22 protein-coding genes and 2 pseudogenes are annotated in these 24,552 nt (G+C 73.1%); 12 read left to right on the top strand and 12 right to left on the bottom strand.

Annotation, left to right across the window (positions count from 1 at the left end; translation table 11 throughout):
* Positions 1 to 61: 61 nt before the first annotated feature.
* Positions 62 to 2,746, bottom strand: coding sequence for an ATP-binding protein (locus tag OO68_RS08930; RefSeq protein WP_033307669.1), 2,685 nt, complete (start codon positions 2,744 to 2,746; stop codon positions 62 to 64).
* A gap of 331 nt (positions 2,747 to 3,077) precedes the next feature.
* Here OO68_RS08930 and OO68_RS45330 point away from each other — a divergent pair.
* A pseudogene (locus tag OO68_RS45330) lies at positions 3,078 to 3,197 on the top strand (DUF2510 domain-containing protein); the annotation flags it as partial.
* Between the two features lie 564 nt (positions 3,198 to 3,761).
* Positions 3,762 to 4,553: a hypothetical protein gene (locus tag OO68_RS45325; protein WP_033307994.1), complete on the top strand. Its 792-nt coding sequence runs from the start codon at positions 3,762 to 3,764 to the stop codon at positions 4,551 to 4,553.
* Between the two features lie 156 nt (positions 4,554 to 4,709).
* On the opposite strand, the gene OO68_RS08920 is transcribed toward OO68_RS45325, so the two are convergent.
* Positions 4,710 to 5,318 (bottom strand): TetR/AcrR family transcriptional regulator, encoded by a 609-nt coding sequence (locus OO68_RS08920; RefSeq protein ID WP_033307668.1) that lies wholly within the window; start codon positions 5,316 to 5,318, stop codon positions 4,710 to 4,712.
* Positions 5,319 to 5,485: 167 nt separating this feature from the next.
* Between OO68_RS08920 and OO68_RS08915 the strand changes: the two genes are divergently transcribed.
* Both OO68_RS08915 and OO68_RS08910 read left to right on the top strand, forming a co-directional pair.
* Positions 5,486 to 6,286 (top strand): phosphatase PAP2 family protein, encoded by an 801-nt coding sequence (locus tag OO68_RS08915; protein ID WP_033307667.1) that lies wholly within the window; start codon positions 5,486 to 5,488, stop codon positions 6,284 to 6,286.
* On the top strand, positions 6,283 to 7,224 hold the full coding sequence (locus OO68_RS08910) for a DMT family protein (protein WP_033307666.1): 942 nt from the start codon (positions 6,283 to 6,285) through the stop codon (positions 7,222 to 7,224). Before OO68_RS08915 ends, OO68_RS08910 begins: the two co-directional genes overlap by 4 nt.
* On the opposite strand, the gene OO68_RS08905 is transcribed toward OO68_RS08910, so the two are convergent.
* Positions 7,214 to 9,265 carry a phosphocholine-specific phospholipase C gene (locus OO68_RS08905; RefSeq protein WP_033307665.1) on the bottom strand — a complete coding sequence of 684 codons (2,052 nt, stop codon included), beginning with the start codon at positions 9,263 to 9,265 and terminating at the stop codon, positions 7,214 to 7,216. The genes OO68_RS08910 and OO68_RS08905 overlap by 11 nt on opposite strands.
* 169 nt (positions 9,266 to 9,434) lie before the next feature.
* Here OO68_RS08905 and OO68_RS08900 point away from each other — a divergent pair, with 169 nt between their 5' ends.
* Entirely contained in the window at positions 9,435 to 10,718 is a 1,284-nt protein-coding gene (locus OO68_RS08900) for an MFS transporter (RefSeq protein WP_033307664.1), read from the top strand.
* Here OO68_RS08900 and OO68_RS08895 read toward each other — a convergent pair.
* On the bottom strand, positions 10,697 to 11,875 hold the full coding sequence (locus OO68_RS08895; RefSeq protein WP_245236933.1) for a hypothetical protein: 1,179 nt from the start codon (positions 11,873 to 11,875) through the stop codon (positions 10,697 to 10,699). The genes OO68_RS08900 and OO68_RS08895 overlap by 22 nt on opposite strands.
* Positions 11,872 to 12,123, bottom strand: a pseudogene (locus OO68_RS47125) (peptidoglycan-binding protein); the annotation flags it as partial. The gene OO68_RS08895 and the pseudogene OO68_RS47125, both read right to left, overlap by 4 nt.
* A gap of 339 nt (positions 12,124 to 12,462) precedes the next feature.
* Here OO68_RS47125 and OO68_RS08885 point away from each other — a divergent pair.
* The 7 genes from OO68_RS08885 to OO68_RS08855 all read left to right on the top strand — a co-directional run bounded on the left by OO68_RS08885 (position 12,463) and on the right by OO68_RS08855 (position 18,131).
* The gene (locus tag OO68_RS08885) at positions 12,463 to 13,533 is read left to right on the top strand and encodes a Rieske 2Fe-2S domain-containing protein (protein WP_209442560.1); all 1,071 of its coding nucleotides are present in this window, start codon (positions 12,463 to 12,465) and stop codon (positions 13,531 to 13,533) included.
* Positions 13,530 to 13,712, top strand: coding sequence for a hypothetical protein (locus OO68_RS08880; RefSeq protein ID WP_033307662.1), 183 nt, complete (start codon positions 13,530 to 13,532; stop codon positions 13,710 to 13,712). The genes OO68_RS08885 and OO68_RS08880 overlap by 4 nt, the downstream gene beginning before the upstream one ends.
* Positions 13,709 to 14,644, top strand: a complete 936-nt coding sequence (locus OO68_RS08875; protein WP_033307661.1) for a PDR/VanB family oxidoreductase — start codon at positions 13,709 to 13,711, stop codon at positions 14,642 to 14,644. The genes OO68_RS08880 and OO68_RS08875 overlap by 4 nt, the downstream gene beginning before the upstream one ends.
* Positions 14,645 to 14,786: 142 nt before the next feature.
* Positions 14,787 to 15,755, top strand: coding sequence for an ABC transporter substrate-binding protein (locus OO68_RS08870; protein ID WP_033307660.1), 969 nt, complete (start codon positions 14,787 to 14,789; stop codon positions 15,753 to 15,755).
* On the top strand, positions 15,752 to 16,525 hold the full coding sequence (locus OO68_RS08865; RefSeq protein WP_033307659.1) for an ABC transporter permease: 774 nt from the start codon (positions 15,752 to 15,754) through the stop codon (positions 16,523 to 16,525). Before OO68_RS08870 ends, OO68_RS08865 begins: the two co-directional genes overlap by 4 nt.
* Before the next feature lie 32 nt (positions 16,526 to 16,557).
* Positions 16,558 to 17,340 (top strand): ABC transporter permease, encoded by a 783-nt coding sequence (locus tag OO68_RS08860; RefSeq protein ID WP_033307658.1) that lies wholly within the window; start codon positions 16,558 to 16,560, stop codon positions 17,338 to 17,340.
* Between the two features lie 20 nt (positions 17,341 to 17,360).
* Positions 17,361 to 18,131, top strand: a complete 771-nt coding sequence (locus OO68_RS08855) for an ABC transporter ATP-binding protein (RefSeq protein ID WP_033307657.1) — start codon at positions 17,361 to 17,363, stop codon at positions 18,129 to 18,131.
* A gap of 19 nt (positions 18,132 to 18,150) precedes the next feature.
* Here OO68_RS08855 and OO68_RS08850 read toward each other — a convergent pair whose 3' ends face one another.
* From OO68_RS08850 to OO68_RS08820, 7 genes are all read right to left on the bottom strand, one after another.
* Entirely contained in the window at positions 18,151 to 18,822 is a 672-nt protein-coding gene (locus OO68_RS08850) for a GntR family transcriptional regulator (RefSeq protein WP_033307656.1), read from the bottom strand.
* Between the two features lie 38 nt (positions 18,823 to 18,860).
* The gene (locus OO68_RS08845) at positions 18,861 to 19,862 is read right to left on the bottom strand and encodes a proline racemase family protein (protein ID WP_033307655.1); all 1,002 of its coding nucleotides are present in this window, start codon (positions 19,860 to 19,862) and stop codon (positions 18,861 to 18,863) included.
* Positions 19,863 to 19,867: 5 nt separating this feature from the next.
* Positions 19,868 to 20,758, bottom strand: coding sequence for a dihydrodipicolinate synthase family protein (locus tag OO68_RS08840; protein ID WP_033307654.1), 891 nt, complete (start codon positions 20,756 to 20,758; stop codon positions 19,868 to 19,870).
* The gene (locus OO68_RS08835; protein WP_033307653.1) at positions 20,755 to 22,119 is read right to left on the bottom strand and encodes an FAD/NAD(P)-dependent oxidoreductase; all 1,365 of its coding nucleotides are present in this window, start codon (positions 22,117 to 22,119) and stop codon (positions 20,755 to 20,757) included. Before OO68_RS08835 ends, OO68_RS08840 begins: the two co-directional genes overlap by 4 nt.
* On the bottom strand, positions 22,109 to 22,465 hold the full coding sequence (locus OO68_RS08830) for a (2Fe-2S)-binding protein (RefSeq protein WP_078625230.1): 357 nt from the start codon (positions 22,463 to 22,465) through the stop codon (positions 22,109 to 22,111). The genes OO68_RS08835 and OO68_RS08830 overlap by 11 nt, the downstream gene beginning before the upstream one ends.
* Positions 22,462 to 23,625: an NAD(P)/FAD-dependent oxidoreductase gene (locus OO68_RS08825; protein ID WP_033307652.1), complete on the bottom strand. Its 1,164-nt coding sequence runs from the start codon at positions 23,623 to 23,625 to the stop codon at positions 22,462 to 22,464. Before OO68_RS08825 ends, OO68_RS08830 begins: the two co-directional genes overlap by 4 nt.
* A gap of 71 nt (positions 23,626 to 23,696) precedes the next feature.
* Positions 23,697 to 24,356 (bottom strand): MmyB family transcriptional regulator, encoded by a 660-nt coding sequence (locus tag OO68_RS08820; RefSeq protein ID WP_033307651.1) that lies wholly within the window; start codon positions 24,354 to 24,356, stop codon positions 23,697 to 23,699.
* Positions 24,357 to 24,552 lie beyond the last annotated feature (196 nt).

Below are 24,552 nucleotides of genomic sequence, written 5' to 3'. Positions count from 1 at the left end.
TACGACGCCGAGGTGCGCCGACGCCTCGCGACGGTGACCGACCAGCTGCTCCGCGCCTGATCTACTCCGGGCCGACACCGGCCTTCAGGGCGGCGCGCGCCCGGTCGGCCAGTCCGTCGGCCCCGCAGGAGACCGCCAGGTCCAGGCCGCGGTGCAGGTCGGCCGCCGAGCGGGCGGCGATGGCGAACTCGATGCGGGCCGCCGCGTGTTCGTACTGGCAGGGCGAGGCCTCCAGGTACGTGACCGCCTGGGCGTAGAGCCGGACGGCTCGCTGGCCGGTCTCCAGGTCGGCGGCGCAGCGCAGGGCTTCCCCTATCGCCGTGTCCGTGCCGAAGCGCTCCGCCTGGCGGCGGACGTCGACCGCGAGCCGGGCGGCGCGGGCCGGGTCCTCGGTGCTGAGGGCGCGGGCGAGGTCGGCCGCCCAGGGGACGAGCACCGGGTTGTGATGGCCACGGGCCGCCGCGGCCTTCTCCGCGGCCTCCAGTTCGTTGATGCCCTCCTTGGTGCGGCCGACGGCCAGCAGTAGCCGGCCGCGCACCGAGCGGGGATCGGGCAGGACGATGGTGGAGGGGTAGGGCGGGGCGAAGCCGTGCTGTTCGGCGACCTCCCAGGCCTGCTCAAGGTGGCCGCGGGCGAGCAGGGTGTCGACGAGGCTGCACGTCGCGGACCAGTAGAGGGGCAGGCCGCGGCCGACGCGCTCGGCGAGGCGCAGCGACTCGCGCAGGGACGCCTCCGCCTCCTTCAGACGGCCCCGCCTGCGGTGGCCGATCCCGACGTAGGCGTGGGCCAGGGCGAGGTGGCCGCCGCTCCAGCCGGCCGTCTCGTAGGCGCGCAGCGCTTCGTTGTAGAGGGTCTCGGCGCGGTCGAGGCGGTCGGTGAAGCCGTAGGCGTTGGCCAGCATCAGCAGCAGTTCGATGCCCCACTCGGTGTCGGTCCAGCCCAGTCCGGGGGCGAGGCGGCCGTTGACGAGGGCGCGGTCGCACAGCTCGGCGACCTCCTCGGCGTTCTCGCCGTGCATCAGGGCGTCGAAGCCGCGCAGGATGAGCAGGGCCCGTTCCGAGTTGTCCCGGCCGGTGCAGGGGCGGGCGAGGTCGGCGAGCCGCTGGGACCGGCCGGGTGAGGCGGCCTCGCCGGCGTGCAGCCCCTCCCACATGAACTGCGCGGCCTGGAGCCGCATCTTGTCGGGGCCGGGCTGGAGCCGGGCGGCCTCCGCCTCGACCGTGCGGACGGCCTCCTCCAGCTGGTCGTTGTGGAGCAGCGCCTGGGAGAGGCGGAAGACGGCGTCGACCCGCTGGCCGCCGTGCAGGCCGGGCATGCCGAGCGCGGTCCGCAGATGGCCGATGGTGCGGGCGGGCGCGGTGAGGAAGGTGGCCTCGGCCAGTTCGTACAGCACCTGCGGGTGCGATGCGGGCCGGGGCGGTTCCTTCAGGGCGCGCTCCAGGCAGCGGCGGGCCGCGTCCGGGGCGCCGACGGCGAGGTGTTCGCGGGCGGCCTCGCGCAGTTGTCCGACGAGTTCCTCGTCGTCGTCCGGGTGGACCTCCAGGAGGTGGCGGGCGGCGGCCGCGGCGCCGTGTCCCTCGTCGGTGACAATCCGGGCGGCTATGCCGTGCATGGCGGTGCGCAGGGCGTCGGGGATGGAGTTGTAGACGGCGGACGCGATCAGCGGGTGGACGAACTCCAGGTCGCCGTCGGCGCTGCGGCCGGTCGCGGGGTCGGGCGCCGTGAGGATGCGGGCGGTGCGCAGCAGGTCGGCGCAGCGGCGGGCGTCGTCCGGGCGCAGGGTGGCGAGCTTGGCGACCAGGTCGGTGGAGATGCCGGTGCCGAGGATGGCGGCGGCCCAGGCGAACCGGGTGGCGTCGATGCCGAGTTCTTCCAGGCGGGCGACGAGGCCTCCGCCGCGGGCCGAGCGGTTCAGCTCGCGCAGTTCGCCGGCCCGGGCCTCGACCGGTTCGAGTTCGCTGTCCTGCACCCTGGCGAGGAGTTCGACGGTCTCGTAGGGGTTGCCGGCGGTGACGGCCCAGACCTCGCGGCAGAACGCGGCGTCGGCGTGTTCTCCCAGGGAGGCGCGGGTGAGCCCGGCCGTGGCGTCCGGCGTCAGGGCGCTCAGCGTCGTCACGGGGCCGTCCGCTGCGGCGGCGACGGTGTCGAGGTGGCGGGCGCTCGCGCCGGAGACCTCCTCGGGGCGGCGCGTGACGACGACCAGGACGGACATCTCGTCGATGCGCTCGGCGAGCCCCGCGAGCCAGTGCAGGGTCTCCTGGTCCGCCCAGTGGGCGTCGTCGAGCAGCAGCACCAGCGGCCAGTCCCGGCGGGCGAGCCTGCGCACGGCCGCGACCAGGCCGTCGCACACGCCCTGCGGGTCGGCCTGCCGGTCGCCGGGTTCCGCGATGCCGAGGGCGGGGCCGGCGATGTCGTACCAGTCGCCGAGGTACTCGCGGGCCTCCTCCGGCAGCATCGACACCAGGGCCGGTTGCAGCAGTTGCCGTACCACATTGAAGGGGACCGACCTGAGGGTCTCGCCGCCGCGCGCCGACCAGACCGTGCAGCCGCGGGCCTCGGCGATGCGGCGGGTTTCGGCCAACAGGGCGGTCTTGCCGAGGCCGGCCTCGGCGCGGAAGACCAGCAGTCCGCCGGGCGAGGAACGGTCCGTGCACAGGGTCTCGACCGCCCGCGTCACGGCGGCGATCTCCTCGTCGCGCTCCCACAGGGAAGCCGAGGCGGCGGCCGTGGGCCGTACCTCCGTCATCCCGCTACCTCCCCAAGTCGCCCGAACGACGTACAGACGTCGAGCGTAGCCGTCCGATTGCCCGAGTGGAGGGTGGTCGGGGCACGTCTTGCCGTGACGGGTGACACCGGGTGCGGCCGGGCGACGCGCCCGGCCCGTCACCAGCCGTATTTCGGTCAACACCGGGCAAAATCACGGGAGGTGACGTGCATTCAGCCATAGCGGGACGAGCGTCCGCGGTTGCTTGGCCGATCGCCGCCGTGCCGTGTCGCGGCCCCGGCCGGCTACCCCTGGAACAACCGGTTCCGGGTCCTCTCATGCCTCTTTCACCGACGCCTCATACGGTGGGGGCATGACGCAGGAGACTCCTCCCGGGTGGTACCCCGACCCCGGACAGATAAGTGACGGGCCCGCCACCGAGCGCTGGTGGGACGGCAGGACCTGGACGGACCGCGTCCGCCCGGTACAGCCGCCCGCGGCCTGGGGTCCCCCGACCGGGCCGGCGGGCCGTCCGGCTGCCGCCGAGACCCCGGGCGGGGCCGGCACGCCGGGAACCGGTGCGCCGGGCGAGACCGCGAGCCCCGGAGCCGGGCAGCCCATCGGAGGCGAAACGCAGGAAGCCGGGCAGCCGACCGGGAGTGATGGGCAGGGAGCCGGGAATCCGGCCGGGCCCGCGGCGCCGGCGACCGGACAGCCGACCGGCACCGCTGGCCCGGAGGCCGCCGGGCAGCCCGACGGCGTCCAGGGCCGGGGGGCCACCGGGCAGCCCGACGGCGTTCAGGGCTCGGAAGCCGCCGGGCATCCAGGTGCCGACGGGCAACCCGGAAGCGGCGCGTACTCAGGTACCGCCGGGGAACCGGGAGCCGGCGGGCAGCCCGGGAGCGGCGGCGCGTACCCGGGAAGCGGCGCGTACCCGGGAACCGGCGCGCATGCAGGAAGCGGCGCGTATCCAGGGAACGGCGCCTACCCAGGTGCTGCCGGGTATCCCGCCTACCCCGCCTACCAAACCGCGCCTCCGGGCGGCCGCGGGCGGCGGCTGCGCATCGGCGCGGCCGTCGCGGCGGCCGTGGTCGTGCTCACCAGCATCGGCGTGGGCGTGTACGCCCTGACGGACGACGGCGGGGGCGGCTCACCCACGTCGCAGGGGCAGCCCGGCGGGCCGGGTGCGCCCGGGGGCCAGGGCGGGCCGTTCGGCGGACCGGGCGGGTCCGGGGGCTCCGGCGGCGACGGCGGGTCCGGAGGTGACGGCGAGTCCGGCGGGCAGAGCCCGGGGCCCGAGCAGTCCGAGCCGCCGAAGATCAGGAGCGGGTCGGTGACCGACGCGGTGAGCGGGATCAGCCTGCCGATACCGAAGGGCTGGTACGGCCAGCAGGCCCGGGCCGGCGCGCAGGTGACGTCCGACGACTCCTACAAGTGCCCCGGCGACACCTCCTCGACCTGCACCAAGGGCGGCGCCTACTCCGCACCGGCCCTGGCCCTCGGCACCAAGGGCGCCACCGCCGAGGAGATCGCCAAGGCGGACATCGGGAAGAACGCCGAGGAATCCTACGGCGGCAAGTCCTACGGCGGGATCACCTCGCACGACGTCCTGGAGTCCAAGGCCGTGACGGTGGCCGGGCAGAAGGGCTACCTGGTCCGCTGGAAGGCCGTCACGAGCAAGGGCGCCGATGGAATCGTGGAGTCGCTCGCATTCCCCTCCCCCGCGAACGCGAAGCTGATGGTCGTCATCCGGTTCGGCGTCGACGCGGGCCAGCAGGAGAGCGTGCTCGACGACATCACCCGGGGCATCAAGGCGGCGACGGGCAGCGGCAACGGTCAGGACGTCTGACCGGGAGCGGACACCCGCACACCGGTCGGCCGGGTGGGGCGCCCCTGCCGCTCACAGGGGAACCCCACCCGGCCGGGGGGTGCGCGCCGCCCCCGTCCCCACGGGTCGGCGCGGTCGGGTCACCGTCCGGTCATCCGGCGGACGGCGGCCCGGGTCTCAGGTAAGGCCCAGTGCCGGCAGCACGGCGGCCTCCACGAACCGGACCAGGTAGTCCGGGTCGGCCCACTCGCCCTCCAGGACGGGCCGCACCCGCAGGACACCGAGCAGCTGTGCCGGGATGTACTCCAGCGCCGGATGGTCGGCGGGCACCTCGCCGCGTTCGACCCCGCGCCGGATGATCTCCTTCAGCGCGGCGATCTCCGGCTCGACCAGCGCCTCGCGCAGCGCACGCTGCAACTCCGGGTCCTGGCCCGCGGCATGGGCGAGCGCCTGGAGCAGCTTGGTGTCCCGGCCGGACAGCTCCCCCGCCGCCCGGGCCGCCTCGCGCAGGTCCTCGGCGAGCGAGCCGGTGTCGATGCAGCGCGTGCGCCGGTGGGAGCGCAGCGCCGCCGCCACCAGCTGGGGCTTGGTCTTCCACTGTCGGTAGAGCGTGGACTTGCTGCACCGGGTGCTCGCGGCGACGCCTTCCATGGTGACGGAGTCGTAGCCGCACTCCCCCAGCTGTTCCAGCACGGCGTCGTAGAACTCCTGCTCACGCTCGGGCGTGATCTTGGAGCGGCGCGTGGCACCGACCGGCTCGGGCCGGTCCGCAGCCTGCGACGTCATGGGCGGTGCTCCTGGCTTTCGTCGGGCGGCCGGAAAATTCCCGGCCGGCGATGTGTCGTACGTCTATCGATACGGCAGTGTACCGGTACGCGGCCGTATCGGTACACTGCCGTATCGGTACGCTCTCGTACCGATAACAGCGCCACCGTCACCGAAGGGGCCGGGGGATGAATGCCCGCACCGAGCCTGCGCAGGCGGGGTCCGACGCGATAGCGCGACCGCCGCTCGTCCGGGAGCTCCTGCTCGTCGCAGGGCTCTTCCTCGTCTACAAGTTCGGCCGGCTGGCCACGGGCCACACCGGCGAGGCCTTCCACAACGCGCACCGCCTGTGGGACTTCGAGCGAGCGGTCCATCTGCCGGGCGAGGGGACGGTGCAGTCCCTGCTGCTGCACGGCGACGGCCTGGCGCACCTCGCGAACACGTACTACGCGACCGTACACTTCCCGGCCACCGCCGCCTTCCTGGTCTGGCTCTACCTGCGCCGCCCGGTGCACTACGTGTGGGCCCGCCGGGTCCTGGCCGCGGTGACCGCCGCCGCCCTGGTGCTGCACCTGCTGTTCCCGCTCGCCCCGCCGCGCCTGCTGGCCGCGACCGGCCTGGTCGACACGGCGCGGGTGTACGGGCCGTCGGTGTACGGCGACCCGGCGACCGACTCCCTGTCGAACCAGTTCGCGGCGATGCCGTCGCTGCACTTCGGCTGGGCGCTGATGGTGGCGGTCGGCCTGATCGTCGCGACCCGCTCGCGGTGGCGCTGGCTGTGGCCGGCGCATCCGCTGCTGACGTTGCTGGTGATCGTCGGCACCGCCAACCACTACTGGCTCGACGCGATCGTGGCGGCGGCCCTGCTCGGCCTCGCGCTCGCGGTGATCCACCTGCCTGACCGCACGGCGACCACGGCCGGCCGTGCGCAGGGCGGCCTCGTACCGGCCCAGAGGGACGAGCGGGCACTCGTGGGAGCGGGCCGGTGAACGCCGTGGTGGTCGCCGTCGCCCTGTCGCTCGTCTCCGCCGTCGCCTACGCGGCCGCCGCGGTCGCCCAGGAGCGGCTCGCGTCCCGCTCCCCCGGTGCGGGCACGCTGCGGCTGCTCGGCAGCGGCGCCTGGTGGTGGTCGGTCGGTCTGAACGCGTCGGCCGCGCTGCTGCACGTCGTCGCCCTCCGGTACGGTCCGCTGACCGTCGTCCAGCCGCTCGGCGCGCTCACCCTCGTCGCGGCGGTGCCCATGGGGGCGCGGATGGCAGGACGGCACGTGAGCGCGGTCGAGTGGAAGGGCACCGCGCTGACCCTGCTGGGCCTGGGCGCGATCCTGGTCACGGCGTCCGGTCCGGCGCCGGACGATGTGCTGAGCGTTCCCGAGGCGCTCGCGGTGGCGGGCGCCACCGCGGCGTTCATCGGGGTGCTGTCCCGGCCGGGCACCCGCCCCGGACTGCGGCACGCGACCGCGTCGGGGCTGGCCTCCGGTGTCGCCTCGGCCCTCACCCAGACGGCGACGGTGGCCGCGACGGACCGGACCGGCCCGGTGCTGAGCGTCCAGGTGGTGGGCGTGGCACTGCTCGTGGCGGCCTTCGCGGCCGGCGGGCTGCTGCTCTCCCAGACGGCGTACCGGGGTGGGCTGGGCGGCCCGCTCGCGATGGTGACGCTGGCCAACCCGCTGGCCGCCGCGGTGATCGGCCTGTCGCTGCTGGGCGAACGCCTCCAGGGCGGCCCGGTCGGCGTTCTGCTCGCGCTCGCCGGGGCGGGCCTGGCGTCCTGGGGCGTGGTACTGCTCAGCCGGGCGGCACCCGCGGCGGCCGACGACGACCATCCGGTGGCCGCGGTCCTGGCTCTGGAGCCCGGCTCGGCCACGGCCGAACCGGCGCTGGTGCCCCGGCCGCACGATCCGGGGCACCTCACTCCCGCTACGCGGTGATGATCGCCGGGTCGCTCACCCCCGGCCGCCCGTTCTCGACGTGCCCGGCGAACCGCCGCAGGAACGCCTTGTCGCCCTCGGCGGTGACGGTCAGGTCGTACCAGCGGCGGCTGCCGGCGAGGTCGACGGTCCGGCACACCCGGGCGCCCGGGCGGACGGTGACGGTCGAGGGCCGGCCGCCATAGGCACTCGCGAGCTTCAGGCGGGCCGTGCCGGAGCCCTGGTTGGTGAAGGTCAGCTCGATGTCGTCGCCGGTGTGGCGCGCGGTGACCTCGCAGCCGGCCGCCTTGTTCGAGCCCTTGAAGACCCGCACGAAGCCGTTCGGGCCGTGCACGGTCAGGTCGTAGGCGCCCCTGGAGTAGGCCGAGTTCCAGGTGTCGGAGAGCGTCTTGCCGGCCTCGGTGGTGTACATCCAGGGACCGTCGGCGCGGTTGCCGGAGGTGATGTGGAAGGCGCCGCCCGCCTTCGCCCCGGAGGCGAAGGTGAGGGTGAGCCTGCCGGCCGCGGCGTCGACCGAGGCGTCCACGTGCGGGGCGTACTTCAGGGGCCGGGAGCGGCGCAGGCCGCGCTCCTGGCGGGGCATGCGCGGGTCCGCGGGCGGAGTCGGCCGGTAGTCGGGGTGGCGCTCGCGGTCCTGCGGCTCGTACTCGTCGGTGCCGGGCAGCGGCGCGGGTCGCGCGTCCTTGCGGGAGAAGTCGAACGCCGAGGTCAGGTCACCGCAGACGGCCCGGCGCCACGGCGAGATGTTGGTCTCGCGCACGCCGAATCGGCGCTCCATGAACCGCAGGATCGAGGTGTGGTCGAGGGTCTCGGAGCAGACGTAGCCGCCCTTGCTCCACGGCGAGACGACCAGCATCGGCACCCGGGGGCCGAGGCCGTAGGGGCCCGCCGTCTTGCCGGCGCCGCCCGGGAAGAGGTCGAGGGAGACGTCGACGGTGGACCGGCCCCGGGAGGCGTCCTTCGGCGGCAGCGGTGGCACCACGTGGTCGAAGAAGCCGTCGTTCTCGTCGTAGGTGATGAACAGGGCGGTCTTCGACCAGACCTCCGGGTTGGAGGTGAGGGCGTCCAGGACCTGGGCGATGTACCAGGCGCCGTAGTTCGAGGGCCAGTTGGAGTGCTCGGAGAAGGCCTCGGGGGCGGCGATCCAGGAGATCTGGGGCAGCTTGCCGGCCTTGACGTCGGCGCGCAGCCGGTCGAAGTAGCCGTCGCCGGCCTTGGCGTCGGTGCCGGTGCGGGCCTTGTCGTACCAGGGGTCGCCGGGCTGGGCGTTCCGGTACTTGTCGAAGTACAGCAGGGAGTTGTCGCCGTAGTTGCCGCGGTAGGCGTCCTGGATCCAGCCCCAGGAGCCCTTCGCGTCGAGGCCGTCGCCGATGTCCTGGTAGACCTTCCAGGAGATGCCGGCCTGCTCCAGGCGCTCCGGGTAGGTCGTCCAGCCGTAGCCGAGCTCGGCGTTGTCCAGGACCGGGCCGCCGCCGCTGCCGTCGTTGCCGGTGTACCCGGACCACATGTAGTAGCGGTTGGGGTCGGTGGAGCCGATGAACGAGCAGTGGTAGGCGTCGCAGACGGTGAAGGAGTCGGCGAGGGCGTAGTGGAACGGGATGTCCTCGCGGGTCAGGTAGGCCATGGTCGTCGTGCCCTTGGCGGGCACCCACCGGTCGTACTTGCCGCCGTTGTAGGCCTGGTGGCCGTCGGGCCAGGAGTGCGGCAGGCCCTCCAGGAACTGCATGCCGAGGTCGTCGGCGTCCGGGTGGAACGGCAGGATCTCCTTGCCGTCCTTCTCCTGGTGCCAGACCGGCTTGCCGTTGTCGAGGGTGACCGGGCGGGGGTCGCCGAAGCCGCGGACGCCTCTCAGGGTGCCGAAGTAGTGGTCGAAGGATCGGTTCTCCTGCATCAGGACGACGATGTGCTCGACGTCCTCGATCGACCCCGTGCGGTGGTTCGCCGGAAGCGCGGCCGCGCGCTGGATGCTGGCGGACAGCGCGCTGAAGGCCGTGGTGGCGCCCGCGAGTTGGAGGAAGCGGCGCCGGTTGACTTCGGACATGAAGGACAGACCTCTCATCCTGCTGTGCTGGATGGCCGGAACGTGACGGAATCTGCGCGGAAGGAGTGTTTCAGGGACACCAAACGACAAGGAAGGGGCCGGTGACACTCGTGTGAAAGTCGCCGGTACGCCAGGTGTTCCGGGGCGCTCCCAGGGGAGGGTGAGGGGCGTGACAGAGACGCAGACGGCTTCCCCGCCGACGCAACGGCCCGTTCGCCAGCTCCTCGCCGCCTCGGTGGGCAACGCGGTGGAGTGGTACGACTGGTACGCCTACACGTTTCTGGCCACCTACATCGCCGACCAGGTCTTCCCGAGGAGCGCGGACAACTCGCTGGTGCCGCTGCTGTCCACGTTCGCGGTGTTCGCGGTCGGCTTCTTCATGCGGCCGGTGGGCGGGCTGCTGATGGGCGCGGTCGCGGACCGGCACGGACGGCGGGCCGCCCTCACGGTCACCATCCTGCTGATGGGCGGCAGCAGCCTGCTCGTCGGGCTCACTCCGACGTACGCCACGGTGGGCGTGCTCGCGCCGGTGATCCTGGTCCTCGCGCGGCTGCTGCAAGGTCTGTCCGTGGGCGGCGAGTTCGCGGCCTCGACGACGTTCCTGGTGGAATCGGCGGGGCCCGGCCGGCGCGGGGTGTTCTCCAGCTTCCAGTACGTGTCGACGACGGTGGGGCAGCTGGTCGCCTCCGGCATCGCGGCCCTGCTGGTGCGCACGCTGGACGACGGGCAGATGAACGGCTGGGGCTGGCGGGTGCCGTTCGTGCTCGGGGCGGTGCTGAGCCTGGTCGGCTTCTGGATCCGGCAGGGCGCGCAGGAGACCCGCAGCGCCGAGCAGCAGCGGGCGCCGCGCCCGGGCCTGTTCGAGGCGCTGCGCCGGCATCCGCGCGAGTCACTCCTCATCGGCGGCATCACGGCGGGCGGCACGATCGCGTACTACACGTGGACGTCGTACCTGCCGACGTACGCCGAACTCAACGCCGGCATCGAGAAGTCGGACGCGCTGCTCGCGGGCACGATCTCCCTGGGCTTCTTCGCCCTGCTGCAACCGCTCGGCGGCCTGCTCTCGGACCGCTACGGCCGCCGCCCCCTGCTGCTCTTCTTCGGCCTCGGCTTCGCGCTGCTGGCCGTGCCGCTGCTGCACACCCTGCGGGACTCGTTCGCCGTGCTGCTGCTCGTACAGTGCGCGGGCATGGTGCTGCTGACCGGGTTCACCTCGATCAGCGCGGCCGTGAACGCGGAGATCTTCCCGCCCCGGGTCCGCGCGGCGGGCATCGGCTTCCCCTACTCCCTGACGGTGGCCCTGTTCGGCGGCACGGCCCCGTACGTGGGCACGTTGTTCAAGGAGCAGGGCCACGCGGGGCTGTTCCCCTGGTACGTCGCGGTGATCTGCCTGGTGTCGTCCGTGGTGTACCTGCGGTTGCCGGAGACGGCTCACGCGCCGCTGCGGCGGTGAGGTGGCCCGCCACCGGGGACCGGTTCGCCGTCTCCGTCGGGCCCGTGCGGCTCGTCGTGCGGACCCGCGCCGTTGGGCGACCCGGGGGCGGACGCCGGCGGTCCCTCCCTGACAGCGACCCGCTCGGGGTTGATCACGGCGTCGGTGGTCCGGCCCACCTCCGACAGCGTCATCTGGGCCCGGTCGTCGACGAGACGCGTCACCAGGTGCTGTGCGGCGCCGAAGGCCGCGGCCCAGGCGAGGACCTGCGCCCTGCTGTCGAGGTCGCTCAGTCCGGGGACGAAGGCGCCCCGGATCAGCAGCAGCCCGAGGAAGGCGGACAGGGCACCGGTGGGCAGCTTCAGCACGGCCGACGCCAGGGGCAGCATGTAGGGGGAGTCGGTGCCCCGGATGCGGCGCAGCGACGCGATGACGGTGAGGGCGGCACCGGCGAGTCCGGCGATCGCCACGGTGAGGATGTCCGTCGCTCCGGCCAGCCTGCTCGGGTCCGTGTCGGCCGGCTGGTTGTGGTATTCGGCGGTGGGGCACACGACGGTGACCGTGCTCCCGGAGCTGCCCTGCGGTGAGAAGCACAAGCTCAGCGAACCGGGCGAGAACCATCCGTAGAGGGCCAGGTTCACCACCCCGATCACTACGAGGACCGTCGCGGCCCAGAGGATGTTGCGCAGGCTGCGGACCCGGGCCAGTTCGTCGTCCAGGCTGCAATAGGCGGCGTCGAGCGCCCGGCTCATGAGGTCCCGGTCGCTCGCGCTGACGTCGCCGGAGATGATGGGGCGCAGTCGCAGGGCGAGCCGGACCCGCCGCGGGTCGTCCGCGTCCAGATGGTCCTTGACCAGCGCCATGACCTCACTGACGCGGCCCGAGGCTTCTTCGTCGGAAACCAGTTGAATCAACAACACCTCGGCGTTGCGGATATTCGAGCAAACGCCCTCACGGGCTGCCGATCCCGACCACAGTTTCCGCCATCCGAAATCTTCGTCCACGGCCGCGCGGGCCTTTTCCAGATGGCCTCGCATTCCCTCGATGAGCGCCGTCCGGTCGCCCGGCGCCAGTCTGCCGCTCTCGTGTTCCAGCTCGGCTTCGAGATAGGCGATACGAGCCCTGGCCCGTGCGCGCCAGGCGGTCCGCGGCGGCCCGCCCGACGCGATGGCGCTCACTCGAAGACGGCGGGTACGTGAAGCCTCTCCCAGGACTTCCGGCCCGGCGTGCCGTCCGCGTCGCGGCCTGTGAATCCGAGTTTGCGCTGCCACATCGCGTACGACTTCCGGTCGGCCTCACTCCACTGCGAGTCGGGCCCGGCGGCGTACGCCGAGCACTCCTCCTCGATGAGCCGGAACCCCATGGCCTCGATGACCGGACTCGTCACCGACGACTGGAAGAAGTCGGCGCCCGGGAACGGCTCGAACTCCCCGTGCGCATGTGGTGCCCTCACGCGGATTCGCTGACCGGGGTGGATGATGTCCGGATTCTCGATCTGGGGATTCCACTCGAGAATCTGGCCCAGCGTCACACCGTGCCTGGACGCGATCTTGACGAGATTGTCACCGTGCTTGACCACATAGAACTCAGCTGTATTTCCCATATGTCCAGAATATGTGAATTCTCCGCCAGGAAGAAGTCCGGGATTCTGTTGCGCTTTCACTTTTTGATACGGCAACGGCTTCCGCCTGACGGAAGGCCCGTTGCGACGCCTGGAGAGCCGCCCCGACGATGACGGCACGACCACAGACGGGAGCCAGCGCCCATGCCTCACATGACCGCCTTCGCCAGGAACCAGTGGTACGTCGCCGCCTACAGTCATGAGGTCGGGCGGGAGTTGCTCGGCCGGACGATCCTCGGTGAGACGCTCGTGCTCTACCGGACGGAGGAGGACGGCACCCCGGTCGTCCTGCACGACCGGTGCGTGCACCGCCGTTACCCGCTGTCCCAGGCTCCGACGCGCCTGGACGGGGACCGGATCGTGTGCGGCTACCACGGCTTCACGTACGACACGAGCGGCACGTGCGTGTACGTGCCGGGGCAGAAACGGGTGCCGCGCACCGCCCGGGTCGCCTCCTACCCGGTCGTCGAACAGGACTCGCTGATCTGGGTGTGGATCGGCGACCCGGCGCTCGCCGACCCGCAGACCATCCCCCGGGCCCGGCACCTGGACTCCCCCGGCTGGGTCACCGTGCGCGGCATGGAGCCCATCGACTGCGACTACGGCCTGCTCGTCGACAACCTCCTGGACCTGTCCCACGAGACGTATCTGCACGGCGGTTACATCGGCACCCCCGAGGTCGCCGAGACGCCGATCACCACCGAGGTCGACGAGGGCGCCGGGATCGTCCGGGTGAGCCGGCACATGGACGATGCCGCGTGCCCGCCCTTCTACGCCAAGTCCACCGGCATCGAGGGCCGCATCACCCGCTGGCAGGACATCGAGTACCACGCGCCGTGCCTGTACCTGCTGCACAGCCGTATCGCCCCGGTCGGAGTGCTGCCCGAGGCGGACGGCAGCGATCCGAACGGCTTCCACACCGAGATCACGTACGCGATCACGCCGTCGGGCGACGGCAAGGTGTACGACTTCTGGGCCGTCTCGCGCGACTGGGCCACGGACGACGCCGAGGTCACCGAGTTCCTGCGCGGGAACAACCACACCGTCGTCATGCAGGACGTCACCGCGCTCAACCTGCTGCAGGAGACGCTCGGCACCGAGCGGACCGGCTACCAGGAGCTGAGCATCAACATCGACACCGGCGGCCTGGCCGCCCGCCGCATTCTCGCCCGGCTGGTCGAGCAGGGCGACAAGCCCGTGGAGAAGGTCCTGTGACGGCTCCGACCGGCGAGATCTACCGCATCGACTGGGTGCCCGGCACCGACGTCCTGCACGGCACGTGCCACTGCGGCCGTGAGCACACCGCGCAGGACCCGGTCGAGATGTGGGAGTGGATGCTCGCCCACCCTCAGGGGCACGTGAGCGACGACGAACCGCGAGGGGCCGGCTCATGACCGTGTTCGAAGCCGAACTGATCGTCCAGCGACGGGAGTTCGCCGCCGAGGGAGTGCTCGCCCTGACCTTGCGCCATCCGCTGGGCGAGCCGCTCCCGGCCTGGGAGCCCGGCGCTCACGTCGACGTGCTGCTCGGGCCCGGCCTGGAACGGCAGTACTCGCTGTGCGGCGACCCGGCGGACCGGTCGGCCTGGCGGATCGCGGTGCTGCGCGAGCCCGCCGGTCGGGGCGGCTCCGCCCATGTGCACGAGCAGCTCGGCGAGGACGCCAAGGTGCGGGTGCGCGGGCCCCGGAACAACTTCCGCCTGGAACCCGCCCCCCGCTACCGCTTCGTCGCCGGCGGCATCGGCATCACACCGCTTCTGCCGATGCTGGCGGCGGCGGAGGCGGCGGGCGCCGAATGGACGCTGCTGTACGGCGGGCGCACCCGCGGGTCCATGGCGTTCGCCGAGGAACTCGACCGCTACGGGGACCGCGTGACCTTCGCACCGGAGGACGAGACGGGCCTGCTGGACCTGCCCTCGGTGCTGGACGACGTGCCCGCGGGCACGCTCGTCTACTGCTGCGGCCCCGGGCCGCTGCTGGACGCCGTCGAGGCCCGCTGCCCGTCCGGGGTCCTGCGCGTCGAACGGTTCCAGCCGAAGGAACAGGAGACCGGCGGCAACACCGCGTTCGAGGTGGAACTGGCGCGCAGCGGCCAGACGCTCACCGTCGCGCCGGACGTGTCCGTGCTCGACGCCGTGCGCGACGCCGGGGTGGAGGTGCTGTACTCCTGCACCGAGGGCACCTGCGGCACGTGCGAGACCGACGTCCTGGACGGCGAGCCGGACCACCGCGACTCGGTACTGACCGACGACGAGCGTGCTGCGGGCGAGACGATGCTCATCTGTGTGTCCCGCTGCCGCGGCGGGCGGCTCGTGCTGGACCTCTGACCCGAAGGTGCCGGTTTCAACAAGCCTTCACGGCACGTGCATTGACCCTGGCTCCCGGCGGGCCCTAGGTTCCCGCTGAGCACTTCCGTACTGCCTGCGCACAGCCTGTCGGAGCACCTCAGCCGGTCCCACAGGGGGAGCCATGCGTCGCCTGCTCGTCGGTCTCACGGCCGGGTCCGTCCTGGCCGCCCTCACCGCCTGCGGCTCGTCCGACCCCGGCGGGAAGGACACGGCCGGCCCGTCCGGCGGAACCACCACCGTCAAGGTCGGCGTCGTTCCCGTGCTGGACGTCGCGCCCGTCTACCTGGGCGAGAAGCAGGGCTTCTACGCCGACCGCGGGCTCGAACTGGAGCTGGTACCGGCCCAGGGCGGGGCCGCGATCGTGCCCGGAGTCATCTCCGGCCAGTTCCAGTTCGGCTTCAGCAACACCACGTCGCTGCTGGTCGCCCGGTCCAAGAACGTGCCCGTCAAGGCCGTGGCGAACGGCGCCGCGTCGACGGGCGAGGACGGTGCCGACTTCGCCGCCATCACCGTGGGGAAGGGCTCACCCCTCACCTCCGCCAAGCAGCTCGAAGGCAAGAAGGCGGCGGTCAACACCCTCAACAACGTCTGCGACACCTCGATCAGGGAGTCCGTCCGCAAGGACGGCGGCGACCCGTCGAAGGTGGAGTTCGTCGAGATGCCCTTCGACCGGATGCCGGCCGCGCTGGACGGCGGGCAGGTCGACGCGGCCTGCACCCCGGAGCCCGCCCTGGCCACCGTGAAGGCCGCGGGCGGCAAGGAGATCGCCTCGAACTTCCACGACGTGTCGCCCGACCTCACCGTCGCCATGTACTTCACCTCACAGCAGTTCGCCGGCAAGAACCCGGACCTGGTGAAGAAGTTCCGGGAGGCGACCGCCGAGTCGCTGAAGTACGCCGACAGCCACCCGGAGGAGGTCCGGCAGATCCTCACCACCTACACGAAGATCCCCGCCACCCTGCTGGAGAAGCTGACCCTGCCGCGCTATCCGGCCGAGCCGGACCGCGCGTCGATCGAGCGGCTGGCGGAACTCGGCGAGCGGGACGGCCTGTTCGAGAAGGCGCCGAATCTGGACGAGCTGCTGCCGTGAGGGGCTCCGACGCGGCCCTCGGCGCGGCCGGGTGCGCGGTGTTCGTCCTGCTCGGCGAGGCGGTGCCGCGGCTCGGCCTGGTCGACGAGGACCACTTCCCGCCGGCCTGCCGCATCGCCGGCGCGCTCGGCCGTGAACTCTCCGACACCGCCTTCTGGTCGGCGCTCGGCGACACCCTCACCGGCTGGGCGCTGGGCCTGGCGATCGCGGTGAGCGCGGGTGTCGTCGCGGGCGTGGTGATCTCCGTGGTGCCGTATCTGCGCGAGGTGACGGCCTCGACGATCGAGTTCCTGCGGCCCATCCCGTCGGTCGCGCTGATCCCGCTGGCGGTGCTGCTGTACGGCACGGAACTGCGCTCGGTCCTGCTCCTGGTCGGGTACGCCGCGTTCTGGCAGGTGTTGATCCAGGTCCTGTACGGCGTGCGGGACGTCGACCCGGTCGCGGAGGAGACGGCCCGCTCGTACGGCCTGGGCGGGTGGGCCCGGGTCCGGCACGTGCTGTGGCCGACGGCGCTGCCGTACGTCATGACCGGGGTGCGGCTGGCCGCCGCCGTGGCGCTCATCCTCGCCGTCACCGCCGAACTGGTCATCGGCGCCCCGGGTCTGGGGGCCCGGATCGCGGTGGCGCAGACCTCGCAGGCGGTGCCGGAGATGTACGCGCTGATCGTGGTGACCGGGGTGCTCGGGCTGCTGATCAACGTGGGGACGAGGGCGGTGGAGCGGCGAGCGCTGGCCTGGCACCAGTCGGTGCGCGGGGAGGTGGCGGTGTGATGGGGGTCCCCCCTGCCCGAAGGACGTCGGGAATGTGGGGGAAGGCTCTGCTGCGGCTGGTGTTCGCGCTCGCCCTGCCCGCGGTGCTGGTGGCCCTCTGGTGGGCGGCGTCGGCCGGCAGCACGAACGTCTACTGGCCACCGCTGCGGACCGTCTTCGGCGTCTTCCCGGACGTCTGGACGGGCGAGCGGCTGCGCGGGGACGTGCTGCCGAGCGTGCTGCGGCTCGCGGCGGGCTACACCGCGGCGGCCGTCGCGGGGGTGGCGCTCGGCACCGTCATCGGCTCCTGGCGGCGGGTGCGGGCGCTGTGCGAGCCGGTGCTGGAGTTCCTGCGGGCGGTGCCGCCGCCGGTCCTGGTGCCGGTCATCATGCTGTTCGCCGGGATCGGCGACACGATGAAGATCGCCGTGATCGCGAGCGGCTGTGTCTGGCCGGTGCTGCTCAACACGGTCGAGGGCGTCCGCGCGGTCGACCCGGTCCTCGCCGAGACGGCCCGCTCGTACGGCATCACGGGCGTGGCCCGGCTGCGGGACGTGGTGCTGCGCTCGGCGAGCCCGCAGATCTTCGCGGGCCTGCGCCAGGCGCTGTCGATCGGGATCATCCTCATGGTGATCAGCGAGATGTTCGCGGCCGGCAACGGCCTGGGCTTCACCATCGTGCAGTTCCAGCGCGGCTTCGCCATCCCCGACATGTGGACCGGGATCCTGCTCCTCGGTCTGCTCGGCTTCCTCCTCTCGGTCCTCTTCGGGCTGGCCGAGCGGCGGGTGCTCGGCTGGTACCACGGCCTGCGCGCATCCGGCCGGCGGTCCCCGTGAACTCCGCGAAAGGGCGGTCCATGCTCGACGTACAGGGCCTGCACAAGGTCTACGAGGGTTCCGGGCGGCGGACCGAGGCGGTGCGCGATCTGACCTTCAGCGTGGCGGCGGGGGAACTGGTCTGTCTCGTCGGGCCGTCGGGCTGCGGCAAGACGACCCTGCTCAAGTGCGTCGGCGGTCTGCTCGCCCCCACGGCCGGTGAGGTGCGGCTCGCGGGCCGCCCGGTGGACGGGCCGCCGCCCGGCATGGCGTTCGTGTTCCAGGAGTACGGCCGCAGCCTGTTCCCGTGGATGCGGGTGGGGCAGAACGTCGAACTGCCTTTGAAGCAGAAGAGGCTGAGCAGACAGCGGCGGCGCGCGCTGGTCGCGGACGCGCTGGAGTCGGTGGGGCTCGCGGACGCCGCCGGGGCGTACCCGTGGCAGCTGTCGGGCGGCATGCAGCAGCGGGTGGCCATCGCGCGGGCGCTGGCGTACGAGCCCGAGGTGCTGCTCATGGACGAGCCGTTCGCGGCGGTGGACGCCCAGACCCGGGCCGAACTGGAGGACCTCGTCCGGCGGTTGTGGCGGGAGCGCGGGATCACGATCCTGTTCGTCACCCATGACATCGACGAGGCCGTGTACCTCGGCGAGCGGGTGCTCGTGCTGTCGGCCTCCCCCACCGTCGTCCGGGAGCAGCTGAAAGTCGACCTGCCGGACCAGCGGGACCAGCTGCACACGCGCGTGAACCCGCGCTTCGCCGAGCTGCGGACCCGGGTGTACGAGCAGGTACAGGCGGCCAAACGCGGCCGTTGACCCGGCGGTGTCCGGCGGTTCAGGGTGCCGCCCACAGGCCCCGCACATGCCCCAGGTGCCTGGTCATGACGGCCCGTACGGCCTCCTCGTCGCGAGCCAGCAGCGCGTCCAGGAGCTCCAGGTGCTCCTCGGCCGACGCCTCCAGCCGCCCCTGTTCGGCCAGGGCCGTCAGACCGTAGAGCCGGGAGCGGCCTCTGAGGTCGCGTACGACGTCGACGAGGTGGCCGTTGCCGGCGAGGGCCAGCAGGCCGAGGTGGAAGCGCAGGTCGGCCTCGACGTAGGCGATGAGGTCACCGGCCACGGCGGAGGTGACGATCTCGCGGGCGACCGGGCGGAGCGCCTCCAGGGCCACCGGGTCGGCCGTGCGGGCCAGCTCCGCCGTGGTGGGGATCTCGATCAGCGCCCGGATGTGGGTGTACTCGTCGAGCTGGCGCTCGGAGACGGCGGTGACCCGGAAGCCCTTGTTGGGCACGGTGTCGACCAGTCCCTCCTTGGCCAGGTCGAGCATGGCCTCGCGCACGGGCGTGGCGGAGACGCCGAAGCGGGCGGCGAGGCCGGGGGCCGAGTAGACCTCGCCGGGCCGCAGTTCGCCGGCGATCAGGGCGGCGCGCAGCGCGTCCGCGACCCGCTCCCGGTGGCTGGGCTTCCTGCTGCCGAGCACGGGCAGGGCGGGGGTGTGCTGCGCGGCCATGACGGTCGGGGTTCCTCTCTCGTGTCTTGCGGGGGTGTCTACAGGACGAAGCCCGCCGGGAACGGGTCCTCGGGGTCCAGCAGGTACTGGGCGGTGCCGGTGATCCAGGCGCGGCCGGTGAAGCTGGGCAGCACGGCCGGGCGGCCGGCGACCTCGGTCGTGCCGAGCAGTCTGCCGGTGAAGCGGGTTCCGATGAAGGACTCGTTCACGAACTCGGTGTGCAGCGGGAGTTCGCCGCGCGCGTGCAGTTGTGCCATGCGGGCGCTGGTGCCGGTGCCGCAGGGCGAGCGGTCGAACCAGCCGGGGTGGATGGCCATGGCGTGCCGGGAGTGGCGGGCGGTGGAGCCGGGGGCGGCCAGGTAGACGTGGTGGAGGCCGTGGATGGAGGGGTCCTCCGGGTGGACGGGCGGGTCCTCGGCGTTGACGGCGGCCATGAGGGACAGGCCGGCCGCGAGGATCTCGTCCTTGCGGGACCGGTCGAAGGGCAGGCCGAACCGCTCCAGCGGCAGGATGGCGTAGAAGTTGCCGCCGAAGGCCAGGTCGTACGTCACCGTCCGGCCGTCGGCGAGGGTGGCCTCGCGGTCGAGGCCGACAGCGAAGGAGGGCACGTTCCGCAGGGTGACCGACGAGGCGGCCCCGTCCTCGACGGCCACCTCGGCGACGACCGGGCCAGCCGGGGTGTCGAGCCGGATGGTCGTGACGGGCTTGACGACCTCGACCATGCCGGTCTCGACGAGGACGGTCGCCACGCCGATGGTGCCGTGCCCGCACATGGGCAGATAGCCGGACACCTCGATGTAGAGGACGCCCCAGTCGCAGTCGGGCCGGGCCGGGGGCTGGAGGATCGCGCCGCTCATGGCGGAGTGGCCGCGCGGCTCGTTCATCAGCAACTGCTTGATGTCGTCGCGGTGTTCGCGGAACCACAGCCGCCGTTCGTTCATGGTGGCGCCCGGGACGGTGCCGATGCCGCCGGTGATCACGCGGGTCGGCATGCCCTCGGTGTGCGAGTCGACGGCGTGCAGGGCGAGTCTGCTGCGCATGGTCCTCAGCCCAGTCCGGCCGCGAGGGCCTTCTCCGTGGCGGCGCGGACCGCCGCCTCCTGCCCGGGCAGCAGCGCGGCGCGGGGCGGGCGGCAGGGCCCGCCGTGGCGGCCGGCGATGTCCATGGACAGCTTGATGGCCTGGACGAACTCCACCTGGGAGTCCCAGCGCAGCAGCGGGTGCAGTTGCCGGTACAGGGGCAGCGCCGTGCCGAGGTCGCCGCCGGCGGCGGCCCGGTACAGCTCCACGCAGGCGCGGGGCAGCGCGTTCGGGTAGCCCGCCACCCAGCCCTTGGCGCCGGCGACGGCCAGCTCCAGCAGGACGTCGTCCGCGCCGATCAGGAGGTCCAGTTCGGGGGCGAGTTCGGCGATCCGGTAAGCGCGGCGGACATCGCCCGAGAACTCCTTCACGCCGCGGATGTACCCCTCGCCGTGCAGCCGGGCGAGCAGCTCGGGCACGAGGTCGACCTTGGTGTCGATGGGGTTGTTGTACGCGACGACCGGCAGGCCCGACCGGGCGACCTCGGCGTAGTGGGCGAGGACGGAGCGCTCGTCGGCGCGGTACGCGTTCGGCGGCAGCAGCATCACCGCGCGGCAGCCGGCCTCGCCGGCCTGCTCGGCCCAGCGCCGGGCCTCGGCGGACCCGTACGCGGCGACGCCGGGCATCACGCGCTCCCCGCCGATGGCCGCGACGGCCGTCTCGACGACCCGGGCCCGCTCCTTGGGGGTGAGCACCTGGTACTCGCCGAGGGAGCCGTTGGGCACGACGCCGTCGCAGCCGTTCCCGACGAGCCAGGCGCAGTGCTCGGCGTACCGGTCGTAGTCGACGCAGAGGTCGTCGTTCAGTGGGAGCGCGGTGGCGACGAGGACGCCGCGCCAGGGGTGGTGGCCGGTCATGAGAGTCCCTCCTGGGGATGGTGCCGGGCGAGGACGCCGAGCGGTACGGGACGGGCGAACGGGCGCTTGGCCGGGGTGGGTGCGCAGCCGGCGAGACCGGCGACGGCGGTGGAGCACATCCGGCCCTGGCACCAGCCCATCCCGGCCCGGGTGAGCAGCTTCACGGTGCGTTCGTCGCCCGCCCCGAGGTCCAGGGCCTCGCGCACGGACCCGGCGGTGACTTCCTCGCAGCGGCAGACGACGGTGTCGTCGGTGAGTTGCTCGGACCAGTACGCGGGCAGGGCGTAGGCGGAGTCGAGGGCGGCCGCGGATCGCCGGAGCGCCGTACGGGCCTTGAGGGCGGCGGGGGCCGGGCCGCGGGCGGTGCCGTGCAGGTGGGCGGTGGCGGAGCAGCCGGCGATGTGCCCTTCGGCGAGGGAGAGGGCGGCGCCGCCGATGCCGGTGGCCTCACCGGCCGCCCATACGCCGGGCACGTCCGTGCGCTGTTCGGTGTCGACGTCCACGGCGAGTCCGTCGAGGCGGCAGCCGAGACTCTCGGCGAGGTCGGTGTGCGGGAGCATGCCGTGCCCGGCGGCGAGGGTGTCGCAGGGCAGGTGCCGTTCGGTGCCGGGCCGGACGTGTCCGTCGGCGTCGAGGGCGGCGACGGTGACGCCGGTCAGCCGGTCCTCTCCGTGGGCGCGGACGACGGTGTGCCGGGTGAGGACCGGGACGCGGTGGCGCAGCAGCCCTGCGGCGTGTCCGACGCCCTCGGCGAGCTTGCCCGCCAGGGCGGGGGCCTGCCGGGCGAGGCGCAAGGGGGCGGTGGACTCGACGAGTGCGGCGACCTCGACGCCTGCTGCCGCCAGCCCGGTCGCCACGGGCAGCAGCAGCGGCCCGGTCCCGGCCACCACGGCTCGGCGCCCCGGCACGACGAGCCCTCCCTTGAGCATGGCCTGGGCTCCCCCGGCCGAGACGACGCCCGGAAGCGTCCAGCCGGGGAAGGGCAGCACCTGCTCGTAGCCACCGGTGGCCAGGAGCACGGCGCGGGCGTGCACCTCGACGGGCTCCTCCTGCTCCGGTCCGAGCAGGGCGTGCACGGTGAAGCCGTCCGGCGTGCGCTCCACGCACCACACGTGGTGGTCCGTCAGGACGCGTACGGCACTGGCGGCGAGCCCGTCCCGCAGCCGCTCCCAGGTCCGCCACCCGTGGTGCAGCGCCTCGGGCCTCGCGGCGCCGAGTCCCGCGCCGGGCTGCCGGTAGAACTGCCCGCCGGGTTGCGTCGCGGCGTCGAGGAGCGTGACCCGTACACCGCGCGCGGAGGCCGCCAGGGCGGCGGCGAGGCCCGCCGGTCCGGCGCCGATCACGGCGAGGTCAGTCCGCATGGCGCGCCTCCTCGGTCGACCCGTCGCCGGTGCCGTCCGGGGTGCGGGTCCGCCCGTGCCCCGTGCCCTCCTGCGTGCCGATCTCGTCACCGGGCCGCGCCGGCACCAGGCAGGCCCGTTGGTTGGGGCGGCCGTTGAGGATCACCAGGCAGTCGAAGCAGACGCCGATCCCGCAGAACACCCCGCGCGGACGCCCCCCGCGCCGGGTGTCACGCCACGAGGTCACCCCTGCCGCCCACAGCACGGCGGCGACCGTCTGCCCGGGCAGGGCGTCGACCGGCCGCCCGTCGAACGTGACCGTGAACGCGGGGCCGGGCCTGGCCCCGGCCAGCTCCAGTGGGTTCACACGGCCTCCTCGGTGAAGCGGGTGAAGCGGTCGGGCCGGAACGGGCCGAGGTCCAGATCGGGCGTATGTCCGGTCAGCGCCTGGGCGATCAGCCGGCCGGTGCCGGTGGCGAGACCGATGCCGGCGCCCTCGTGCCCGCAGGCGTGGAAGAGCCCGGGCACCCGCGGGTCGGGGCCGATCGCGGGCAGGTGGTCCGGCAGATACGGCCGGAAGCCGGCGTACGTCCGCATCGCCCTCACTCCGGCGAGGAACGGGAAGAGCCCGGTCGCCCCGGCCGCCAGCGCGCGCACCGCCGGGAGCGACAGCGACCGGTCGAAGCCGACCCGTTCGCGGCTGGCGCCGATGAGGACCGGCCCGGCCGGGGTGCCCTCCACCACCGGGGAGGTCTGCAGCGCCGCGGAGTCGCTCGCGACGTCGGCCACGTAGTCGGCGGCGTACACCTTGTGCCGGATGCGCGGCGGCAGCGGTTCGGTGACCAGGACGAAACCCCTGCGGGGCAGCACCGGCAGGGACACTCCGGCGCGGGCCGCGACCTCACCGCCCCAGGTGCCGGCCGCGTTGACGACCGCCGGGGCGTAGAGGTCGCCCCGGCCGGTCCGCACGCCGCGCACCGCACCGTCAGGGCCGCGCAGGACCTCGGTCACCTCCCGGCCGGTGAGCACCCCCGCCTTCGAGGCGCGCAGCAGGTGCGCCGCCGCGAGGGCGGGCATCACCTGGGCGTCCTGCGGGTAGTGCATGCCGCCCGCGAGGCCGGGGGTCAGGTAGGGCTCCAGGTCGGTGAGCCGGTCGGGCGGCACCGGGGCCGCCTCGACCCCGGCCGCGCGCTGCTCGGCGGCGAGCTTCTCCAGCCCGGCCAGGGCCCGGTCCGTGCCCGCGACGACGACACCGCCCTTGGCCTCGTACTCGACGGCCTCGCCCAGCCCCTCGCGGGCCAGTGCAGCCCACAGCCGGGCGGACAGCAGGGCCAGTTCGAGCTCCGGCCCGGGTTCCTTGTCGGAGACGAGGAGGTTCCCCTCCCCCGCTCCGGTCGTACCGCCGGCCACCGGTCCCCGGTCCACCACGACGGTGTCCAGTCCCGCGCGGGCCGTGTACAGGGCGGTGGCGGCGCCGACGACACCGGCTCCCACCACCACGACATCGCAGGTCAGCGACTCGCTCACGCCAGTACTATGTCACACACCACAGGGCCTGGGAATGGTGCGGCACGGGCCGTCCGACCGCACGGAAGCGGTCAGTCGGCCACGGGGACGACCCTCAGATGGGAGGCGGTGCGGCGCGTGCGGCGCTCCCTGGTCACGGAGCGGCGCGTCTCGCGCAGGACGAACGTGACCCGGGCGCAGCCCAGTTCTTCCAGCGTCCTGGAGGTCTCGACGACGATCCGGCACTCGGTGGAGCCCCGGCGCGGATCGGGGTGGAGCAGCGGCCGTACGGCGCCGTCCTGCTCGACGGCGTCCTCGCCGACCGCGCGGATCCAGTGCGGCAGGCCGTGCCGGTAGGCGGCCTCCATGATCGGATCCTGGGCGATGTCGCGGCGAATGGCCTGGAGGCCGTGGTCCGGACCGTGGCTCTCCACGGTCCGTGCGAAGTGCGCGAGCATCGGCAGGCACCAGCTCGCCTCGTGGTCGCCGAGCACCGCGGGGGCATCGGGGTGGAACAGCACGAAGCGGAGGAAGTTGTCGCCCGGCATGGCCGTCGGGTGCGGGCCGGCCTCACGGAAAAGTGACCGGAAGGCGCTGTTGGTCAGCACCACGTCCCAGCACTGGTCGACGACGAGCGAGGGGAAGGAGACGCCTTCCAGGAGCCCGGCGTAGTCCTCCAGGTAGGCCTGGGCCTCCGGAGTCTCGGGGACGGGCCGCGGTGCCGGCCGCCGCCCTCCTGCCTGATATGCCATCGGGAGGTCACCCCTCTTGCCTGTGCGGCCTTGACGCGGCGCCCCGATCCTGCTGCCCCGGGCTGAGGCGTGTCAACTATCGTGGCATTTCATGCCTGTTGACGGCTGAAATTGGCCACAGTTGTGGCGAGACCTGGATGTGAGTTCGAAGCACCGGCTACGCTCCGGGAAGTTAACGCCGGGGTAGGTCACGGCA

Source organism: Streptomyces iakyrus (assembly GCF_000717055.1).
GTDB classification, from domain to species: domain Bacteria; phylum Actinomycetota; class Actinomycetes; order Streptomycetales; family Streptomycetaceae; genus Streptomyces; species Streptomyces iakyrus.
Note: the sequence above shows the minus strand (reverse complement) of the source record. Positions and strands in the feature narration are given on the sequence as shown.

Excerpts from the sequence above, each read along its gene's own strand:
- OO68_RS08930 (WP_033307669.1), bottom strand. The coding sequence starts at position 2,746 with ATGACGGAGGTACGGCCCACGGCCGCCGCCTCGGCTTCCCTGTGGGAG.
- OO68_RS08920 (WP_033307668.1), bottom strand. The coding sequence starts at position 5,318 with ATGACGTCGCAGGCTGCGGACCGGCCCGAGCCGGTCGGTGCCACGCGC.
- OO68_RS08915 (WP_033307667.1), top strand. The coding sequence starts at position 5,486 with ATGAATGCCCGCACCGAGCCTGCGCAGGCGGGGTCCGACGCGATAGCG.
- OO68_RS08905 (WP_033307665.1), bottom strand. The coding sequence starts at position 9,265 with ATGTCCGAAGTCAACCGGCGCCGCTTCCTCCAACTCGCGGGCGCCACC.
- OO68_RS08885 (WP_209442560.1), top strand. The coding sequence starts at position 12,463 with ATGCCTCACATGACCGCCTTCGCCAGGAACCAGTGGTACGTCGCCGCC.
- OO68_RS08875 (WP_033307661.1), top strand. The coding sequence starts at position 13,709 with ATGACCGTGTTCGAAGCCGAACTGATCGTCCAGCGACGGGAGTTCGCC.
- OO68_RS08870 (WP_033307660.1), top strand. The coding sequence starts at position 14,787 with ATGCGTCGCCTGCTCGTCGGTCTCACGGCCGGGTCCGTCCTGGCCGCC.
- OO68_RS08860 (WP_033307658.1), top strand. The coding sequence starts at position 16,558 with ATGTGGGGGAAGGCTCTGCTGCGGCTGGTGTTCGCGCTCGCCCTGCCC.
- OO68_RS08855 (WP_033307657.1), top strand. The coding sequence starts at position 17,361 with ATGCTCGACGTACAGGGCCTGCACAAGGTCTACGAGGGTTCCGGGCGG.
- OO68_RS08850 (WP_033307656.1), bottom strand. The coding sequence starts at position 18,822 with ATGGCCGCGCAGCACACCCCCGCCCTGCCCGTGCTCGGCAGCAGGAAG.
- OO68_RS08845 (WP_033307655.1), bottom strand. The coding sequence starts at position 19,862 with ATGCGCAGCAGACTCGCCCTGCACGCCGTCGACTCGCACACCGAGGGC.
- OO68_RS08840 (WP_033307654.1), bottom strand. The coding sequence starts at position 20,758 with ATGACCGGCCACCACCCCTGGCGCGGCGTCCTCGTCGCCACCGCGCTC.
- OO68_RS08835 (WP_033307653.1), bottom strand. The coding sequence starts at position 22,119 with ATGCGGACTGACCTCGCCGTGATCGGCGCCGGACCGGCGGGCCTCGCC.
- OO68_RS08820 (WP_033307651.1), bottom strand. The coding sequence starts at position 24,356 with ATGGCATATCAGGCAGGAGGGCGGCGGCCGGCACCGCGGCCCGTCCCC.